At 65.5% G+C, this 19,587-nt stretch carries 14 protein-coding genes; 7 read left to right on the top strand and 7 right to left on the bottom strand.

Features of this window, described 5'->3' with window-relative positions; genetic code table 11:
* Nucleotides 1–37 precede the first annotated feature (37 nt).
* Both LRA87_RS00290 and LRA87_RS00285 read left to right on the top strand, forming a co-directional pair.
* Nucleotides 38–1,024 (top strand): putative oxygenase MesX, encoded by a 987-nt coding sequence (locus LRA87_RS00290; RefSeq protein WP_230628414.1) that lies wholly within the window; start codon nt 38–40, stop codon nt 1,022–1,024.
* Nucleotides 1,025–1,053: 29 nt separating this feature from the next.
* Nucleotides 1,054–2,082 carry a methionine synthase gene (locus tag LRA87_RS00285; protein ID WP_329958579.1) on the top strand — a complete coding sequence of 343 codons (1,029 nt, stop codon included), beginning with the start codon at nt 1,054–1,056 and terminating at the stop codon, nt 2,080–2,082.
* A gap of 116 nt (nt 2,083–2,198) precedes the next feature.
* Here LRA87_RS00285 and LRA87_RS00280 read toward each other — a convergent pair whose 3' ends face one another.
* From LRA87_RS00280 to LRA87_RS00250, 7 genes are all read right to left on the bottom strand, one after another.
* Nucleotides 2,199–3,038: an amidohydrolase family protein gene (locus LRA87_RS00280; RefSeq protein ID WP_230628412.1), complete on the bottom strand. Its 840-nt coding sequence runs from the start codon at nt 3,036–3,038 to the stop codon at nt 2,199–2,201.
* The gene (locus tag LRA87_RS00275) at nt 3,035–4,126 is read right to left on the bottom strand and encodes a sialidase family protein (protein WP_230628411.1); all 1,092 of its coding nucleotides are present in this window, start codon (nt 4,124–4,126) and stop codon (nt 3,035–3,037) included. Before LRA87_RS00275 ends, LRA87_RS00280 begins: the two co-directional genes overlap by 4 nt.
* Nucleotides 4,123–4,575 carry an RbsD/FucU family protein gene (locus tag LRA87_RS00270; RefSeq protein ID WP_230628410.1) on the bottom strand — a complete coding sequence of 151 codons (453 nt, stop codon included), beginning with the start codon at nt 4,573–4,575 and terminating at the stop codon, nt 4,123–4,125. The genes LRA87_RS00275 and LRA87_RS00270 overlap by 4 nt, the downstream gene beginning before the upstream one ends.
* A 328-nt stretch (nt 4,576–4,903) precedes the next feature.
* Complete coding sequence (locus LRA87_RS00265) at nt 4,904–5,467, bottom strand: aldo/keto reductase (protein ID WP_230628408.1); 564 nt, start codon at nt 5,465–5,467, stop codon at nt 4,904–4,906.
* Between the two features lie 149 nt (nt 5,468–5,616).
* A complete protein-coding gene (locus LRA87_RS00260) occupies nt 5,617–6,150 on the bottom strand; it encodes a UxaA family hydrolase (protein WP_230628407.1) in 534 nt (177 codons plus the stop codon).
* A gap of 177 nt (nt 6,151–6,327) precedes the next feature.
* Nucleotides 6,328–10,026, bottom strand: coding sequence for a TonB-dependent receptor (locus LRA87_RS00255; RefSeq protein WP_230628406.1), 3,699 nt, complete (start codon nt 10,024–10,026; stop codon nt 6,328–6,330).
* Between the two features lie 264 nt (nt 10,027–10,290).
* The gene (locus LRA87_RS00250) at nt 10,291–11,067 is read right to left on the bottom strand and encodes a FadR/GntR family transcriptional regulator (RefSeq protein WP_230628405.1); all 777 of its coding nucleotides are present in this window, start codon (nt 11,065–11,067) and stop codon (nt 10,291–10,293) included.
* A gap of 212 nt (nt 11,068–11,279) precedes the next feature.
* Between LRA87_RS00250 and galB the strand changes: the two genes are divergently transcribed.
* The 5 genes from galB to LRA87_RS00225 all read left to right on the top strand — a co-directional run bounded on the left by galB (nt 11,280) and on the right by LRA87_RS00225 (nt 19,569).
* On the top strand, nt 11,280–14,063 hold the full coding sequence (gene galB, locus LRA87_RS00245; protein WP_230628404.1) for a beta-galactosidase GalB: 2,784 nt from the start codon (nt 11,280–11,282) through the stop codon (nt 14,061–14,063).
* Nucleotides 14,064–14,095: 32 nt separating this feature from the next.
* Nucleotides 14,096–14,236 carry a hypothetical protein gene (locus tag LRA87_RS00240; protein WP_230628402.1) on the top strand — a complete coding sequence of 47 codons (141 nt, stop codon included), beginning with the start codon at nt 14,096–14,098 and terminating at the stop codon, nt 14,234–14,236.
* On the top strand, nt 14,236–16,995 hold the full coding sequence (locus LRA87_RS00235; protein WP_230628400.1) for a glycosyl hydrolase 115 family protein: 2,760 nt from the start codon (nt 14,236–14,238) through the stop codon (nt 16,993–16,995). Before LRA87_RS00240 ends, LRA87_RS00235 begins: the two co-directional genes overlap by 1 nt.
* A 73-nt stretch (nt 16,996–17,068) precedes the next feature.
* Complete coding sequence (gene manD, locus LRA87_RS00230; RefSeq protein ID WP_230628399.1) at nt 17,069–18,280, top strand: D-mannonate dehydratase ManD; 1,212 nt, start codon at nt 17,069–17,071, stop codon at nt 18,278–18,280.
* A gap of 2 nt (nt 18,281–18,282) precedes the next feature.
* Nucleotides 18,283–19,569 (top strand): MFS transporter, encoded by a 1,287-nt coding sequence (locus tag LRA87_RS00225; RefSeq protein WP_230628397.1) that lies wholly within the window; start codon nt 18,283–18,285, stop codon nt 19,567–19,569.
* Nucleotides 19,570–19,587: the final 18 nt, after the last annotated feature.

The raw sequence follows: 19,587 nt of genomic DNA, 5'->3' as shown, positions 1-19,587 counted from the left end.
TCTTCCTCAGACCCTGCCCGGCAAATGCAGGTGAAGTATGACGGATAGCGAGTTCACGTTCACGATAAGCAGCATCCCGTTCGATGAGGATTATCGTCCGGCCGACAATACCCGCATCACCACCAACTTCGCGAATCTGGCCCGCGGCGAAAGCCGTCGGGCGAATTTACGCAACACGTTGAGGATGATCGACAATCGCTTCAACTCCTTGATGCATCGGGATAACCCCGCAGGCGATCGTTATTCGGTCGCGCTCACGATCATTTCCGCCGCCTTGCAGATGCGTGCGCAGGGCAGCGTCGACACGTTCCCGCTGATCGAAATCCTGCAGACGACCGTTATTGACACAGCCACCGGCGAACGCATCGACGGCATGGTCGGCAACAACTTTTCATCCTACATTCGAGATTACGACTTCAGCGTCCGCCTGCCGGAGCATCTCGGGCGGAATCCTGACGGTGGTGCACCTAAGGACTTCGGCGATCTGCACGGCAGCCTGTTCAGGCACTTTCTGCATTCCAGCGCCTATCGAAACACCTTCAGCAAAGCGCCGGTCATCTGTCTGAGCGTTTCGAGCAAGGAATCCTACTGCCGGGTCGCCGGCGAACATTCCGTTCTCGGGTTCGAATATACGAACGGCAAGTTTTCCCCGACCGACGAGTATTTCGCGAAAATGGGGATGAAGGTGCGCTATTTCATGCCGCGTCATGGCGTTGCACCGTTGGCGTTCTACCACATCGGCGATCTGGCCGGTGACTATGGCGATATCGAGCTCGCCAGTACAATTGCCACGATGGAAACGTTCCAGAAGATCTATCGTCCCGAAATCTACAACGCAAATTCGGTTGCGGCCGAGCTTTATCAGCCGAGCCTCGGGTCCCAGGATTATTCCCTGACCCGGATCGTCTACGATCGCGACGAGCGCAGCAGGCTGGCCGTCGAGCAGGGCAAGTTCGCCGAAGACCATTTCATCAAGCCGCATGGCGCGATGCTGACGCGATGGGCGGCGACCTGCGGTCTTTGAACACCACGAACAATACAGGCGAAATCATCATGACGACGTTGTTGCCGACCACCACCGCGGGCAGCATGCCCAAACCTTCCTGGCTTGCAGAGCCCGGGACGCTCTGGTCGCCGTGGAAGCTGGAGGGTGATGAGCTGGCGGCCGGCAAGCAGGATGCCTTGCGACTGGCCGTCGATGATCAACGGCAGGCCGGGATCGATATCGTCGGAGACGGCGAACAGACGCGCCAGCATTTCGTCACGACCTTCGTCGAACATCTCAGCGGAGTCGACTTTGCCAAGCGCGAGGTCGTCAGGATTCGCAATCGCTACGATGCGAGCGTGCCGACGGTAGTCGGTGCCGTGTCGCGGCCGAAGTCGGTCTTCGTCGACGATGCGAAGTTTCTGCGCGCGCAGACCGACCGGCCGATCAAATGGACGCTGCCGGGTCCGATGACGATGATCGATACTCTTTACGATGACCATTACAGGAGCCGCGAGAAGCTGGCCTGGGAGTTCGCCAGGATTTTGAACGCGGAAGCCAGGGAGCTGCAAGCGGCCGGCGTCGACATCATCCAGTTCGACGAGCCCGCGTTCAACGTCTTCTTCGACGAAGCGAACGACTGGGGGATCGCCACGCTGGAAAAGGCGGCCGAGGGACTCAAGGCCGAGACCGCCGTGCATATCTGCTATGGCTACGGCATCAAGGCCAACACCGACTGGAAGAAAACCTTGGGATCGGAGTGGCGCCAGTATGAGCAAACCTTTCCCAACCTGCAAAAGTCCCGAATCGATATCATCTCGCTGGAATGTCAGAATTCACGGGTGCCGATGGACCTTATCGAGCTCGTCCGGGGCAAGAAGGTGATGGTCGGTGCCATCGACGTGGCGACCGATACGATCGAAACGCCGGAACAGGTGGCGGATACCCTGCGCAAAGCACTCAGGTTCGTCGATGCGGACAAGCTCTATCCCGCCACGAACTGCGGCATGGCGCCCTTGTCTCGCGATGTCGCGAGAGGAAAACTGAGGGCATTGGGTGCGGGTGCGGCGATCGTGCGGCGAGAGCTTTCGGCCTGACCGCGATCCCGGCAAACGGAGAATAGTCGCGAGCGGCGGCATGACGCCGCCGCGACCTTCATCCGCCCCATCGGCCAGCGCCGCACCGGCATCGGATAAGCCGACTCCGGACATCATCATAATCCGTAGAAGGATTCCGCAGACGAGCGGAATATGCCCTGCACCCGCTCTGGCACACGGTCCTGTATGAAACGCAGGGAATGATCCAGCCAGTCGCTGTAATTCCATCCGCTTAGCAGCAGCACCGGCCAGTCGCTGCCCCACATCAGCCGGTCCGGGAACACCCCGATGACGTGGTCCATGCAGCCGGATAGCAGGACTTCCGATGCTGGCGCCGGCAGTTCCGTCAGCAGGCCGGACAGCTTGCACCACACGTTGGGCAGTGCCGCGAGTTCCGCCATGTCGAGCCGCCATCGATCGAGGTCTCCGTTCACCGGATCGGGTTTGGCGGCATGATCGATCACGATACGCAAGTCCGGCCAGCGCCGGGCCAACAGGTGGATCGCGGGCAGATGCCGGGGCCGGACCAGCGCATCGAAACACAGGTCGTGCGTCACCATGGCCTCGATCGCGGCATCCTGTTCGCGGCGCAGGATCCAGCGCGCGTCGGGCATGTCCTGCAGCATCGGACGCAAGCCCAGTAATCTCGGTCGTGCGGCAAGGCGTGCGATGGCATCGGGAGCGTCCGCCGCATCCAGTGCGGTCCAGCCGACCACGCCGGCGACGTTCGGCGCCCGCGCGCCGATGTCGAGCAGCCAGTCCGTCTCGCGCGGATCGGGCTGTGCCTGCACCAACACGGCGCGGTCCAGCGGCAGGGCGGCGAGATCGGCGAGGCCGAAGTCACGATGGATATCCGCCAGATCGGCGCCTGGCCACTGATGAAACCGCGACGCCAGCGACCATAGATGCACATGGCTGTCGCATATGACCGGCCGGTCGTTTGCCACCACGGTCACAGCCGGGCGGGGTCGATCACGATATGGCGGATGCGTCGCCGATCGTAGGTGTAGGTGATGTGGACCAGATTGTCCGCCGACTGGATCACCGCAGGATAGGCGTAGCCGTCCTTCAGCGGTTTGTCCTCCAGCGTCAGGACGTTGCGCCAGCGCACGCCGTCATCGGACAGGCCGATGTTGATCGGATAGCGCACCCCCTTGCCCGGCATCGCGGGCGAATGCGCGGCATGATTGTAGACGATCAGCTGCCGTCCATCGCGCAACGTGATCGCATCGGTGCCGGAATTGGGGTTGGGCAGATCGACCGGCATCAGCGGCCCCCAGCTCCGCCCGCCGTCGCGGGAGAAGGTCGCGGCGACGACGCCCTGCCGCGTACGCGCAACCGCCTCAAGCTGGCCATCGCGCAACATCAGCACGCTCGGCTGGATCGCGTCGAATCTGGACCCCGGATCGACCGGCGGCGTGGCAGTCCACGTCTTGCCGGCATCGCGGCTACGCTCGAAATGCAGCGACCAGCCGCCGCCGTCCGCCTGCTCCGTACTGGACGGGGACAGCCAGTCGCCGTCGGCGAGAACCACCGGCTTGTTCTTGATCGGACCCAACACTCCGTCGGGCAAGCGGCGCGGGCGGCTCCAGCTGCGACCCTCGTCGATCGAGCTGATGACCATGCCCCACCATTGCTGGGGGCTGGGCCCGACCTTGTAGAACAGGTGGAGCGGCCCCTTCGGATCCTGGAACAGCACGGGATTCCACGTCGGCAGTCGCGTACCGTCCGGCTGGATGCCGGTTGCGACGGACCTGGGCGTATCCCATTTGGCCGGGCCACGCCTCGCGAACCAGATTTCGACGTCCGGATGACGTTCGTACGTGCCGCCGAACCACGCCGCGGCGATCGTCCCGCCGCGCGTCTGCACGATCGTCGATGCATGGCTCTGCGGATAGGGTGCGGTGTCGTAGACGAACTCCATCGTCCGGATCGCGGACCGGGCGGGGTCGGCCACCGGACCGGCCTGCATCGCCGCCACCCCCGTCGGAACCGTGGAGGGCGCGAACGCCAACAGCGCGATCACCAGCCATCGATAGGTCATGCATCGACTCCCTTCGCAGCGCCTGGCGTGCGGATGACGCCCTTGCGCAGGATAACATTGCCATACAGCCGCGTTTCGCCCGTCGCGACGATCGCGAAGCATTCCGCCGCACGATCGTAAAAGGCATGGCGTTCGAGCGGAACGATCGGCCGGTCGTAACCGGACCCGTGCAGCACATCCGCCATGTCGGCCACCGTTTCGGGCATGCGATCGGAATCGCCCACCACCGCCATCGAAAAGACGGCATCGTCGAAGTCGTCCAGCGGCAACACGCCGACGATCGCGGACAGCATGCGGATCAGCGTATGCCCGTCGCAGCGCACCAGCCGCCGTGCCCGCGCCGCGGCAGGAAAGTTCGCATCGACCAGTGCGATCTCATCGCCATGGCCCATCGCCCGCAGCGCAGCGAGCAGATCGGGACCCAGCAGGGGATCGAGACCGATCAGCATGTTACGTCCGGGTGCATCAGTCTTTCTCCGGCCAGATCGCGCCACAGGGCGGGCGGGATCGGATGATCGAGCAGTGCGACGTTGCGGCGGACCTCATCCGGAGTCCATCCGCCGGGATGACGGACACGACAGCGGGATGCCGCAACGGAAAGGCGAGCCCCGCCGCGGCGAGCGGCACGCCACAGGCGACGCGTACCGCGTCGAGCCTTCGCGTGCGCTCCATCACCGCCTCGCCTGCCGACGCAATCGTACCATGCGCCGGCAACCGCACCGGTCGCCAGAATACCGCTGTTGAATGGTCCGCCGATCACGATCCCCACCCCGTCCGTCAGACAGCGCGGCAACAGGTCGTCCTGCGCCTGCTGGTTGAGCAAAGTAAGCGCCCCGCGAGCAGGAACAGATCCGGGTCCGCAACCTCGAGCAGGCGCAGGCAGGCCCGCACCTCGTTGACGCCCGCACCGATCGCCCGCACGTCGCCGGCGGCGCGCAATTCGATCAGCGCCCGCCAGCCGCCGCCATCGACCAGTTCGGCGATGCGGGCATCCGCCCCCGTGCTATCACCGTGCGCGGATGCGTCGACGTCATGGACGTAAAGGATGTCGACAGCCCGGCCCAGCCGCTTCAGGCTCGCCTCGTACGACCGCATCACGCCATCGTAGCTATAGTCGAACGCAACCCTTACATCCGGCACGTCGACGTAGATGCCGCTGTCCTGTGCGCGGGATGCGCACGATATCAGCAGCCGACCGACCTTGGTCGACAGCATCACGTCGGTCCGTCCGCTCAACGCCTTGCCGGCCCGGCATTCCGCCAGCCCACGGCCATAGAGCGCCGCGACGTCGACATGCCGTAAACCCGAGGTCGAGCGCCGTGGTAACGGTCGCGATCGCATCCGCATCCGCCATCGGCCGGCCCATGTTGCCGATCGGCGCCGCGCCGAAGCCGATCCGGGTCAGGTCGATGCGCGCGGCATGGCGGGTGACGAACGGCATGGACGTCGCCGCCGCGCTCGGCCGGGTCATGGCCAGGCCCGCCGTCACATCACCGCTCCGATCTGCCACGGCACGAATTCGGCGCCGCCATATCCCAGCGCCTCGCTGCACGTCTGTTGCCCGGATGCGACGGCAGCATCAGGTCCAGGATCTCCGTTCCCATATCCTCGACACTCGCACCGCCGGATACGATCGTGCCGCGATCGAGGTCGATGTCCTCCGCCGTCCGCTCGAACAATGCGGTGTTCGACCCCAGCTTGATCGACGGCGAGGGTTTGTAGCCCAACGCCGATCCGCGCCCCGTGGTGAAGACGATCAGCGTCGCGCCGGACGCCACCTGCCCGGTGGCGGAACACGGGTCGAACCCCGGACTGTCCATAAACACCAGCCCCGGCGTCACCACCGGCTCCGCATAGCCGATCACGTCGGCCAACGGTGCGCTGCCGCCCTTCGACACGGCACCAAGCGATTTCTCCAGAATGGTGGTCAGCCCGCCCGCCTTGTTGCCCGGTGAGGGGTTGTTGTCCATCTCCGCATCGTGGCGGCGGGTGTAGTCCTCCCACCATTCCAGTCTGGCCCGCAACCTGGCGCGGTCGTCGCATCGGAGCGCGCGTACAGCAAATGCTCCGCGCCATAAATTTCCGACGTTTCGTCGCGAGCAACGCGGTGGCGCTCGTCTGCATCTCCGCCGTCGGCCTTCGCCGGAAGAGGCAGACAACGGGCCGCCTGTCATGACAGGCGGCCCGTCCGGTGCCGGCCGCTAGTTTCCGAACTGCATACGGCCGCCGACCAGCACTCGGACACCGCCATAGGACAGGCGCTGGACCTTGGGCGTTCCGTCCGCAAAGTTCTGACTGGCGTCGAGAACCTTGATCACCCCCTGCCTCTTCAGGTTGCGGCCTTCCGCATAGATCTGGAAATTACGGGTGATGTTATAGGCGACCTTGGCGTCGATATAGGTCGTGGCATCGGTGTAGGATGGCGACCCCGGATTATAGCCGTCGCCGGCAAGAGGATTGCGGACGTTGGTATAGCCGTCGCCGGGATAGTTGAAGTCGACCGTGTTGCCGCCACACGGTGTGATGCAGGTGAACTGGCTCGTCCGCCGCTGGTAGGCGAGGCGCGCGTTAAACTTGCTGTCGTCATACCAGATTGACGCATTGATGAAGTATTTCGATTCGTTGGTCGGCAATTGTACGGCGCCGGTCAGCGGTGCGCGGATACCACCGATCTCGGTATCGGACTTGGCGGACGAGATGTTGAAGTCGGCGCCGGTATGGCGCAGGATCCACGGCAGGAAGGTGAAGGCGGTGCGAATCGCCACTTCCCAGCCCTTGCGCTTGTAGCCGGGGCCATTCTCGAAGGTCGGAATGCTGAAGACCGTGGCGGCGACCGGCTGACCGGTGATCGGGTTGATCTGGTCGCTTTCGGCGAACACCGCCCGGTCCGCCGTCGAGGCGACCGGGTTGCCGATCTTCACGTCCTGAACAAAATAGGCGAAGGAAATCGACGTGTCGCGGTTGGGATAATATTCCAGGCTGTAATTGTAGTTCCACGACGTGAACGGGCTGAGCCCCGGATTGCCGATCCGGCCGGTGCATCCGCTCGGGAGCGAATCGTCCTGAAGGATGCGTTCGTCGAGGATGCATTCGCCCGCCGGCAGCAGTGTGCCGACGTTCGGGCGCGCCACGGTCTTGCCGCCATAGGTGCGGACCACGAGCTTGTCGTCGAACGCCCACAGATTGGCGTTGTAGGTCGGCAGCCAGTCGGTTGTCCTGTTCCTGAACGTCACGTTCTGTCGGAAAACGGCGTCCTGAAACGCATTGGTGGCAGGATCCGCATACGTCCGGACCCGCAAGGTGAGAAAGCCGGTGCCGCGAACGTCGGTGAAAACGCCGCGCACGCCGGCGTTGCCGGTGAAGCGCAGCCCGATCGGCAGGTCCTGTTCCGCGTCCGCCATGACATAGACGTTCCTGGTAACCTCCATCGTCTCGGTCTTCGGCTGGTCGTACTGCTGGCCGTCGCTGCCCGCGCACACTTTGACGCAGTCGAGATTCATGAACTTGTAGGCATCGAGTTGCTGAAAGATCTTCTGCGGCAGGACGCCGTCGCGGGTGCTGCCGACCGACGCGCCCGGATAGCCGTTGAAGAAGCCGACGGTCGCGGGTTCAACCGAGCCTGCGAACAGATCGCGCAGCTGTTGCGGCGTCACCACCTCGTTGCCCGAACGGGAGGCTGTCGGATCGGCGGAGGGCGTGAAGCCGAACACGCAGGGCCGCCCGCCCGGAGCACGCGATCCCGCGGTATCTTCGCAGGCGAACAGCTGGCCACGGACGTTGGCGGTCGGCACCCGCACCGGCGCGACATAGCCGGCGGTGCCGAAGGTTCCACGCGGTCCCGTCGCCTCATATCCACCGCCGCCCCACCGTTCGATCCTGCTATCGCGATATTGCACGCCGGCCTTCACCCGCTTGATGAACGGCAGGATGTCGTCGGTGCGGTAGGCGGCGTCGAACCTGCCGTTCCTTTCCGACGTTTCCAGGATCTGCGGCGTGTAGGTGAGCTGGGTGTTGGCCGACGTCAGCGGCAATTGCCCGACCGTGTAGCGATTGGGATTGGCATTGACGCCGAACGCCGGATCGACCGGGTTCACCGCGGCGCAGCCCGGTGCCGTGCGCGGGAACCCGGCAGGCTGCGTCGCCAGACAGGTGGCCGGCGACATTTGGACGTATCGCTGCGGATCGTTGAGATCCACCCCCTCCGGCAGAGTCAACGACCACAGGCCGCTGGGCGTGATCGATGCGGTCACGTCGCCCACGAACGTCGAACGGCTGGTGCGAAAATCCTCCCGCGTCGAATCGGCCAGCGAGATGCCGGCCATCGCGTTGATCTCAAGCAGCTCGCCGACATAGTCGCCGCCGAGCTGCGCGTAGCGGGTCCTGATTTCGGTATTATTGTCGATCTGGTCGACGCCCGCCCTGTTGTTGGTCGTCGTGAACCGAGTCACATTGTGCATGGAATCGACCGCGACGCTGCCGGGCAGGACGTTGAGGACATCGCCACGAAGCGGCACGATATTGGCGACCGACGTGGTGCTGATATTGTATTGCGTGGTGCCGAACACCGGATCGACCAGCAGATAGGCGCCCGGCCCGCCCGGTGCGGTGGGGTTGATCGCATTCAGCTGCGGATAGGTGCCGGTCGGAGAGAAGGTGCCGGCAGCCTGTGCGGCGGGTATGCCGCCCGACGAAAAGGCGCGCTGCCGGTCGTTACCCGATCGGCTGCTCTGGTTCACCTTGCCGTAGACGACGAAATCGTCCGTCACCTGATAATCGGCACGCAGATCGACCGACGTGCGGATCTCGTCGTTGCTCGTCACCAGCTGACGAAAATTCTCAGGGAGATAGTCGTTCCACTGGTTGAGGCACGTTCTCTGCTCCAAGATGCGCTGGATCCGCTGGTTGTTGTTGCTGCCGACCTGCGCGAGATCCGGAAACAATTGCAGGCACTGCGCCTTGGAAGTGGCACCGGCGGATTTGGTGAGCAGGGTGCGCGGCGTTTCGAGGCTGTTGCCGAACACGGTGTCCGACTCCCGGTCAGCCGAAAGCGTATCGAGGTTGAACGCGAACGTCTTGGCGGGCGAATTGTCGAAATCGAACCGGCGCAGATAGCCACGGGCACCCGAGCTGACGTTTTCCTGAAAATGCTGTTGAAGCTGGATATCGGTGCGGTTGACGCTGCCGATGACGCCCAGCCGATCGTTGAAGAACTTGCGCGTGGCCACGACGTTGACGTCGGGGGACCAGCGGTCCCCCAGCGTGGTCCGTTGTCCACCCGCCCGAACCGAAAAATACGGCTTCTTGAAGTCGAGGCCCGAGCGCGTCTTGATCTGGATCGTGCCGCCGAGCGATCCTTCGGTCATGTCGGCGGTGGATCCCTTGACGACGTCCACGCTCTTGATGAGTTCGGCGGGCAGTTCACGAAGATCGGCACTGCGCGCGCCGCCGTTGCCGCCGGGGATATTGGTGCCCAGCACGCCCAGACCGTCCAGTTCGACGCGGGTCAGGTCAGGTCCGTTGCCGCGGACGGCGACTTCGGTACCCTCACCGAACCCGTTGCGGCTGAGCGCGACGCCGGGAATGCGCGAGATCGCTTCGTTGACGTTGCGATCCGGAAAGGAGCCGATGTCGTCGGCGACGATGGAATCCGTCGCGGTGCGGGCGTTGCGCTTGCGTGCGATCGCCGACTGCTGGCTGGCGCGGGCGCCGACGACCACGATGTCGTCGATCTCGACACCCTGCTCGGCCGAACCGGTCGTGGGTTTCGGCGTGGATCGGGAGAAGCCCGGTGACGTTCGCGCGTCGATCGTGCCCGATTGTTGCAGCGGCGCCGCTGCCGCCTCGCCGGCACTGCTTGCCAGCATCAGACCCAGCACCGCCCATGACGATGTCGCCGCCATCCGGCACCGACCCCTGTTATCCTTCGCCATCCGCCCCTCTCCCGTTCTGATCGTTCAGGGTGTGGCCGGCCGCAGGTGTGCGTTGCCGGTGACGGGGACGATGGCGCGTCGGGTCCTTTGCTCCGGTACATCAACCGGACCTGACGATCGCCCCTGTCTTCTGAACGTTTATTGGTTGGTCCACATTATCATCGTGGTCCGACCAAACTAAGAGGATGCAGTTCGTCCAGTCAAGAACTATCGGTTCGATATCGACACAAATCGTCAGCCGTCGATATTGCGTGCCCGCTCCTTCAGGCTGAGCCTGCGCTGCGAACTGGCGCTCTGGATTTTCCTGATCTCGGCCATTTCGATGGAGGCGAGCAGATGGTCGCGAACACGATCGAGATGGTTGCGCATCGCCGTTCGCGCCGCCCCGGCAGATGCGGACTTCAGGGCATCGACGATGGCACGATGTTCGACGATGCGGTCCTGCATCCCGTTGTCCGCCACATCGACGAGCAGCTGCTTCGCCGAAGCGGACCAGTAACGCCAGTCCCACAGGCTCTGGACGATGGCGACGATGGCCTCGTTGTCGGTCGCCCTGGCGATCGTCAGATGGAACTCGCGATCCGCCCGCTCGGCGGTTTCGCGATTGGCATCCGTCATCGATTGCAGCAGGTCCTCGAGCCGTTCGAGATCGCCCGGGGTGGTTCCCGACGCGGCCAGCGCACAGACCTCGCCCTCGATCACGCGCCGCGCCTCGATCAGCTTGAACGATCCGATCTCCGAATCCTGGAAGCCGATCGGATTTTCGCTGGTGATCCGCAGCACTTCGACGCCCCGGCCATGCGCGATATCGATCCAGCCCCGCGCCTCCAGCACGATCAGGGCCTCGCGCACCGTGTTGCGACTGACCTGATATTCGGTGGCGAGATCGCGCTCCGTTGGCAGTCGTTGCCCGACCGCGTAACGCCCCGATTGCAACTGCGCGAGGAGTTGCTGGGCTATCGTCTTATACAATTTGTTGCCACTCGCCATGATCACCGCCATCCCGGACATGATGCCCATCCGTAAGCATCGGTTACGCGGAGATTGGTAGGTCCAATTCGCCAAAGATCAATTGCGATCGTCTAACCTCGGGACGATTGATGCCATTACCCTGCCGATGCAGACGAGCTTTGTTGACTTGACAGGCTTCCTCAAGCATATTGGTCCAACACCATGGCGATATTGAACCTACCAAATGGTCCGTCGAGGGGGGAGTGTAGCGAATGAACATCCTGCGGAACGCGTCCGCAGCGATGCCGGGTATCCCCGGTACGCTCACGATCTCCAATGCGCTTTGCACCGTTCTCCGGGAGCGCGCATCGCGGCCGGGTCATGGATATGCGTGGTCGCAGGCAGCGCTGGCGATGCTCGCGATCGTCGTCCAGCAACCGGCGCATGCGCAGCGCAGCCGCGTGTCGATCAACGACGGCTGGCATTTCCAGATGGGCGACCCGGCCGGCGGCAAGGTCGACCTGCGCTACGAGGTGCGGCCGGAGCTTCGGTTGCGTCCCGACGGCGCGGATTTCGATGCCGGTGGCATGGGTGGCATGGGTGGCGAGCAGGCGCGCGGCGCCGGTATCCTGCGTCCTTATATCCTGCCCAGCGGCAACGCCTTCCTGAGCGATCCGGCGCGACGCCACGTCCGCCCCGCGGGCCATCCGGGCAGCGACCACCCCTATGTCGCGGCGCGCTTCGACGACAGCGGGTGGCAGCGTGTCACCCTGCCGCACGACTGGGCGATCGGCGGACCGTTCCTGCGCAAAGGGCCGTTCGGCGGCATGGGGCGACTGACCAGCTGGGGCGTCGGCTGGTATCGCCGGTCGCTCGCGATCCCCGCCGCCTCGCGCGGCAAGGCCATCATATTGGAGGTCGACGGCGCGATGTCGCACGCGGCGGTCTGGATCAACGGCAAGCTCGCCGGCGGCTGGCCCTATGGGTACAACAGCTGGCAGGTCGACCTGACGCCGTATGTGGTACCAGGCGGGGTCAACCAGCTGGCGATCCGACTCGACAACCCGATGGAATCCTCGCGCTGGTATCCGGGCGGCGGGATCTACCGCAACGTGTGGCTGACCACCGCCGACCCCGTGAGGGTGGCACAATGGGGCAGCCGGGTAACGACGCCGCAGGTGTCCGCCGCCGCCGCCCGCATCGAACTGGCCGTGGCGGTCGAGAACAATGGTACGACGCCCGCGCAGGTCACCGCACGCACCGCCATCTTCCCGATCGACGGCAACGATCGTCGCATCGGCGCTGCGGTCGCACGGATTCCCGCCGCCGATGTGACGATCGCGCCCGCAGGGCGTGAGACGATCTCACGCAGCGCGACGCTGCCGAACCCGCGCTTGTGGGGGCCGCCGCCGATGCAGCGGCCCCACCGCTACGTCGCGGTGACCAGTCTTGAGCGGAACGGCCGGGTGATCGACACCTGCGAGACGCGCTTCGGCGTCCGGTCGATCACCTTCGATCCGAATCGCGGCGTCATCGTCAACGGCGAACACGTCATGCTGAACGGGGTCAACCAGCATCACGATCTCGGCGCGCTGGGTGCCGCGTTCAACGCGCGCGCGGCGCAGCGACAGCTGGATATCCTCGCGGCGATGGGCGTCAACGCGATCCGCACCAGCCACAATCCCGTCGCGCCCGAACTGCTCGACATGACCGACCGGATGGGCATGCTGGTCGCCAGCGAGATTTTCGACGCCTGGCAACGCCGGAAGACCCCGCTCGACAGCCATTTGATCTTCGACGACTGGTCGGAGCAGGATCTGCGTGCGATGATCCGGCGCGACGCCAATCACCCGTCGGTGATCCTGTGGGGCGTGGGCAACGAGGTTCCCGAACAGAATGACGACGGCAAGGGCGCAGCGATCGCACGCCGGCTGGTCGGCATCGCCCATGACGAGGACGACACCCGCCCGGTCTTCGCCGCGATGAACACCGGAGCAGCAGGCTCGGCCTATGCATCCGCCTTCGATGTGGTTGCGCTGAATTACCAGGGTGCCGGGGTCCGGACCCGCGCGCCGACCTTTCCGATCTTCCGCGCGCGGCATCCCGGCAAGGTCATCTTCAGTTCGGAGAGCGCCGCCGCCTATAGCAGCCGCGGCGAATATCAGTTTCCGGTCCCCGGCGCGAACAGCAATCCGGTGCGCCCTGGGGTCGGTGCCGACTGGGACACGCGCCAGATCAGCGCCTATGAGATCTTCGCCAGCGACTTCGGCGGGTCGGCCGACCGCACATGGTCGGCGCAGGACCAGAACCCCTTCGTCGCCGGCGAGTTCGTCTGGACGGGGTTCGACTATCTGGGCGAACCGGCGCCGTTCTACGAATCGCGCAGCTCCTATTTCGGCATCGTCGACCTCGCCGGTTTTCCGAAGGATCGCTACTGGCTCTACAAGGCACGGTGGCGGCCGGACGAGCGCTTCGTCCACGTCCTGCCGCACTGGACGTTTCCGGGACGCGAAGGACAGGTGACACCGGTCCATGCGTTCAGTTCGGCGGATGAGGCGGAGCTGTTCGTCAACGGGGTGTCGCAGGGCCGGCAAAAGAAGCTGCCCTATCAATATCGCTTTCGCTGGGATTACGTCCGCTATGCGCCCGGCACCATCCGGGTGGTGACGTACAAGGCCGGCAAGACGTGGGCCGAGCAGGTCGTCCGGACTGCCGGCACCGCCGCGACGATCGCTGCGCTCGCCGATCGCGGGACTATCGCCGCCGATGGTCGGGACCTGTCGTTCGTCAGTGTGGCCCTGCACGATGCCGCCGGCAATCCGGTACCCGCCGACAAACGCGAGCTGCAGTTCGCCATCGATGGTCCGGGAGAGGTCGTCGCGACCGACAACGGCGACCCGACCGACTTCACCGCTTTCCCGTCGATCCGGCGCCGCCTGTTCAATGGCAAGGCGCTCGCCATCGTGCGGGGGAAACCCGGACAGCGCGGCCCGATTACGCTGACCGTCCATGCCGCGGGCGTACCCGACACGACCGTGCGCCTGACCGCCCGATGACCTGCCCGATACACTGCCCGATACACTGCCCGATGGCCCGGAACGCCACGCTTGCGATCTGCGCCCCTTTCCCCGCCGCACCCGCCGATACCGGCCCTTTCCTGCTCGGCGGGCGCCGCGTCGAGCCATATTCGCTGGCGATCCGTCGCACCGCATTTGGGGCGGCACGGTGATGCGATGGGTCGTCCTGGCGGCTTCGGCGCTGATCGTCATGCCTGCCGCCGCTCGCGCACAAGGCACGACGCTGTTCGATGGCCGCGAGGTCGCGGACATCGTCCATGCCGCCGACGAATCCGCACGGCTCGCCAGCGATATGCTGGCGCGCGATCTGACCCGGGTCACCGGGCGCACGCCGCGCGTGCTGACCGGCGTGGCGCAATGCCGCCGCCTGTGCGTGGTCGTCGGCGCGGCGGACACCGCATTGGTCCGCGCCGTCGCCAACGACGGCGGGGTCGCACTGGATGCGCTGGCCGGCCAGTGGGAACGGTATCTGCGACTGGAAACCCGATCGCGCAGCGTGCGCTCGCGCCGCTACCTGCTGATCGCCGGGTCGGACCGGCGCGGCGCGATCTGGGGCGTGACCGATCTGACCCGCGAGATCGGCGTATCGGCGTGGGAATGGTGGGCCGACGTGACACCGCGCCGGGTTGCCCGGCTGGCGGTAGACGGCACACGCCGTCTGTCGAACGCCCCGTCGGTCCGCTATCGCGGCATCTTCCTCAACGACGAGGACTGGGGGCTGCAACCCTGGGCGGCGAAGACGCACGAGCCCGCGGTCGGCGACATCGGGCCGAAGACCTATAGCCGTATCTTCGAGCTGCTATGGCGGCTGAAGGCCAATCTGATCTGGCCGGCGATGCACGACAGCACCCGCCCCTTCTATCAGGTGCCGGGCAACGCCGAGGCCGCTCGCGCCCACGATATCGTAGTCGGCACATCGCACGCCGAACCGATGATGCGCAACAATGTGCGCGAATGGGACGACGCATCCGACGGCGCATTCAACTTTTTCTCCAACCGCGACGCGATGGTCGAATACTGGCGCCGCCGGGCGGAGGGCGTGAAGGATTTCGAGAACGTCTATACCATCGGCCTGCGCGGCAAGCACGATTCCGGCATGGAGGGTGCCGCCACACCCGCGGACGCACGCGGCGCGATGGCCGACGCGATCCGGTTGCAGCGCGACATCCTGGCCAGGGCTCAGCGCCGTCCGGCCGAACAGGTGCCTCAGGCCCTGACGCTCTACAAGGAAGTCCTCGACGTCTATGCGACCGGGCTGAAGGTGCCGGACGACGTGACGATCGTCTGGCCTGAGGACAATTACGGCTATGTCAGCCAGCTGCCGAATATGGCGGAACGCACCCGGTCCGGCGGGTCGGGCGTTTATTACCACATCTCGTACTGGGGCCGTCCGCACGATTATCTCTGGCTGGCGACGACCCATCCCGCGCTGATCCGCGAACAGCTGGACCGCGCCTGGCAGACGGACGCGCGTCGGCTGTGGGTGGTCAATGTGGGGGATATCAAGCCAGCCGAATATTTGACGCAATATTTCCTCGATCTCGCGTTCGATCACCGCGCCTTCACCGACACCCCCCGTGCGCATCTCGCCGGCTGGGCGCGCGACCAGTTCGGCGCCGCACAGGCGGACGCGATCGCCGGGGTGATGACCGATTATTACGATCTGGCATTCGAGCGCCGTCCGGAATTCATGGGCTTCAGCCAGGTCGAACCGGTTACCCCCATCCGGATCGGCGATTACACGCGCAGCGGTGGCGAGGAAGCGTACCGGCGGATCGATCGTTACGCCGCCCTCGTCGCACGGGCGGAAGCGATTGGCGCGGGGCTGCCCGCCGACCGGCGCGACGCCTTCTTCCAGATCGTCCTCTATCCGGTCCGGTCCGCGGCCAACCTCAACACGCGCAACCTGACGCTCGATCTTGCCGCGCTCTACGCCCGGCAGGGCCGGACGAACGTCAACGCCCTGTCCGATCGGGCGCGCGCGGCGCATGCGGGGATCGTCGCGGATACCCGCGCCTATAACGAGCAGAGCAACGGCAAATGGCGGCATATCATGGACATGGCGCCGCGGCGCCTGCCGGTATTCGCCGAACCGCCCTATCCGAAGATCGACCTGCCCGCCGCGCCCGGCTGCGTCGTGGACGCAAGCGAGCTCGTCTTCGTCACCGGAATGGCGGCCAGTCACCCGGCGACGATCCGGAGCAACGGCCAGCCGGCGGACTGGTCGATCGGCGCCGTCCCCGGGCTGGTGGCGGACGCGTCCTCGGGGCGGCTGGAGGCGGGTAACGGGTTCGAGCGGAGGGTGATGTTCCGCTATGACGGCAAGGGGTCGATCGGACCTGCGACCGCCCGCTGTCAGGGCAAGACCTACCGCATGACGCCCCGCCTCATGCCCGCCGCTCCGGCGGGTACGCCGGTCGCCTACCAGCGCGTCATCTCGCTCGCGCCGACCGATGCGGACGGACCCGTGCCCGGCGACTGGGAGCAGGTCCCCGGTCTCGGATCCCGCGGCACGGCGTTGCGCACGCGACTGACGCTGACGTCGGCCGGGCCCGACGATACCCGCACGCCGCTGCGCTACAGCTTCACGACCGGTGCGGAAGCAGATGCCGAATTGCGGATCGTCGGGTTGCCGGTGCACCCGCTCACGTCGGACACCCGGCTGCGCATCGGCGTGCGCGTGGACGACGGGGCATTGCAGGTGCTCGACTACGAAACGCACGGACGGAGCGAGGAGTGGAAGCGGAACGTCCTGTCGAACAGCGCGGTCCGGTCGCTGCGCCTCGCGACGCTGGCGCCCGGCAGGCATCAACTGCGCCTGTATGCGCTCGACCCCGGCTTCCTGCTCGACCGCGTTGACCTCAGGCTGGATGGCGCACCCGACTCCTATGGCGCGCCGCTGACCCGATGAAATCCGATGAGAGGACATGGTCCCGTATGACGTCAGTCTCGTTCACGCCCCGCGTCGAGGCGGAGCCGCGCTGATGCCACGCATCACCGACGCAAGCGTCATCGTCACCGGACCCGGCCGCAATTTCGTCACGCTGAAGATCACCTGCGACGACGGCACGACCGGCCTCGGCGATGCGACCCTCAACGGCCGCGAGATGGCCGTCGTCAGCTATCTGACCGAACATGCCGTGCCGTGCCTGATCGGCCGCGACGCGCACCGGATCGAAGATGTCTGGCAGTATCTCTACAAGGGTGCCTATTGGCGGCGCGGCCCCGTAACCATGACCGCGATCGCTGCGGTCGATACCGCATTGTGGGACATCAAGGGCAAGATCGCCGGCCTGCCGGTCTATCAGTTGCTGGGCGGTGCATCGCGCGACGGCTGTCTCGTCTACGCCCATGCCAGCGGCGTGACGATCGAGGACACGATCGCCGCCGCCAAAACCGCGATCGGCGACGGCTATCGCGCGGTACGGCTGCAATGCGGCGTCCCGGGACTGCCGTCGACCTATGGCGTCGCCAGGCCCGGCGAGCGCTACGAGCCGGCCGATGGCGCGTTGCCGACCGAGAGCGTCTGGTCGACGCCGCAATATCTGCGCATCGTGCCGGAGCTGTTCCGGGCCACGCGTGAGGAATTGGGCTGGGACGTCCACCTGCTGCACGACATCCACCACCGCCTGACCCCGATCGAGGCGGGGCGGCTGGGCCGCGATCTGGAACCCTATCGCCCCTTCTGGCTGGAAGATCCCACGCCGGCCGAGGATCAGGACGCCTTCCGTCTCGTCCGTCACCACACCACCACCCCGCTCGCCGCCGGCGAGGTGTTCAATTCGATCTGGGACTGCAAGGCGCTGATCGAGAACCAGCTGATCGATTACATCCGCGCGACCGTGGTGCATGCAGGCGGCATCACCCACCTGCGCCGGATCGCGGCGCTGGCCGATCTGTACCAGATCCGCACCGGCTGCCACGGCGCGACCGACCTCAGTCCGGTCGCGATGGCGGCGGCGCTCCATTTCGGCCTGTCGGTGCCCAATTTCGGCATACAGGAACACATGCCGCATACCGCAGAGACCGATGCCGTCTTCCCGCACGCCTATCGCTTCGCCGACGGCCTCATGCATCCGGGCGATGCGCCGGGTCTGGGCGTGGACATCGACGAGGCACTGGCTGGGGAATATCCCTATAGCCGCGCCTATCTGCCGGTGAACCGTCTGCAGGACGGCACGATGTGGAGCTGGTAGGGATGACGACCCTGCCCGCCGGGGATGCCGCAAGGCCGCGCGGTCGTACCCGCTGGATCGTCTGTGCGCTGCTGTTCGCGGCAGTCGCGCTGAGCTACATCGATCGGCTGGTGCTGCCGACGCTCAAGCCCGAGCTGCAGGCGCGATACCGGTGGAGCGAACAGGGCTACGCCGACCTGGCGATCGCATTCCAGGCGGCGTACGGCATTGCGTACGTGCTGTTCGGCCGGTTCGTCGACCGGTTCGGTGCAAAAATTGGTTATGCGGTGGCGGTGACGATCTGGACGATCGGGCATGTCGCGCATGTGTTGTTCACCAGCGCGAGCGGAATGATCTGGGCAAGGCTGCCGCTGGCGATCGGCGAAGCGGGAGCGTTTCCGGCGGCGCTGGCGGCGGCGAACGAATGGTTCCCGCAGCGCGAGCGCGCGCTGGCGATCGGCATCTTCAACGCCGGGTCCAACGTCGGCGCGATCCTGACCCCGCTGATCGTGCCGGCGATCGCCGTCGCCTTCGGCTGGCGGATGGCGTTCGTGGCGACGGGCGCGCTCACCGCGCTGTGGCTGGCGGCGTGGCTGATCTTCTATCGCAGCCCACGGCGGCACCCCCGTGTGACGCCGGAAGAACTGGCGTGGATCGAGAGCGACCCGGTCCCGGCGGCGCAGCCCGTGCGCTGGCGGACGCTGCTGCGGCTGAGGCAGACCTGGGCCTATATGCTCGCGCGGTTCATGATCGATCCGATCTGGTGGACCTTCCTGTTCTGGCTGCCGGATTTCTTCAATCGCCAATATGGCGTCCGAATGCTGGATTTCGGGCCGCCTCTCGTCGCGGTCTATGTGCTGGCCGATGTCGGATCGATCGCAGGTGGCTGGGGATCGTCGCGTCTGCTGGCGCGCGGTGCCAGCGCCAACCGGGCGCGCAAGACCGCAATGGCGGCATGCGCGGTGTTCGCCTTGCCGATCATCTTTGCCGCGCAGGCGCCCGGCCTGTGGTGGGCGGTCGTGGCGATCGGCATGGCCTGCGCCTGTCACCAGGGTTTCTCCGCCAACGTCTACGCCATTCCCGGCGATCTGTTTCCACGCGGGATGGGCGGATCGGTCATCGGTCTCGGCGGGCTTGCCGGAGCGATCGGCGGCATGCTGATGGCGAAGTTCGCCGGGACGATCCTTGCCGGGGTCGGCAGCTATGGTCCGATATTCGCGGTGGCGGGCTGCGCCTATTTCGCCGCCCTGCTGGTCGTTCATCTGCTGATCCCGCGCTATACGCCGGTCGATCGGGAGCGGCTGGCGTGAGGGCGAAGCGATGCCGGA

Source organism: Sphingomonas sp. Leaf37, from assembly GCF_920939475.1.
In the GTDB taxonomy this organism is placed as follows: domain Bacteria; phylum Pseudomonadota; class Alphaproteobacteria; order Sphingomonadales; family Sphingomonadaceae; genus Sphingomonas.
This window is presented reverse-complemented; position numbering and strand designations above follow the sequence as displayed.